The 395-nt window shown below is 44.6% G+C and carries 1 pseudogene; it reads right to left on the bottom strand.

The features are described from left to right. Nucleotides 1–19: 19 nt before the first annotated feature. Nucleotides 20–395: pseudogene (ileS, locus tag J7R10_RS10180) on the bottom strand (isoleucine--tRNA ligase); the annotation flags it as partial.

The following is a 395-nucleotide window of genomic DNA, read 5'->3' as shown; positions in this document are numbered from 1 at the left end:
CAGGGCCTCTCCTCGTCTAAATGTTTACAGCACAGTTGATGCAGGTCCCCGAAATATCAAAGTTCTCCAGAGACTCCAAAAAAGCAAGAAGAGAAATACAACCAAGAGGACCAGTTTCTAAGAACGACCGAATCCGCATATAAGCGCGTTGAAGCTCTAAAGCACCCCTCCCAACCTAGCCAACCTGTTTAACGTGTTCCCAACGTTCAACCAAAAAGTCGTTCTGCCTTTCTTTTTGCACAGAGCAAATCTGTTCCAGATGCTCAGATTAGCTTTCCGGATAACGTTCCAACCAAGACTCTTCCATTGTAAAAGGCAACATGGGAGCAGGCCATGTAACCATTCGTTTAAAAACCTCTCGAACATCCTGCAAAGAAGCTTTACGCTTTTTTGAT

This window comes from Bartonella vinsonii subsp. berkhoffii ATCC 51672, assembly GCF_902825225.1.
In the GTDB taxonomy this organism is placed as follows: domain Bacteria; phylum Pseudomonadota; class Alphaproteobacteria; order Rhizobiales; family Rhizobiaceae; genus Bartonella; species Bartonella berkhoffii.
Note: the sequence above shows the minus strand (reverse complement) of the source record. Positions and strands in the feature narration are given on the sequence as shown.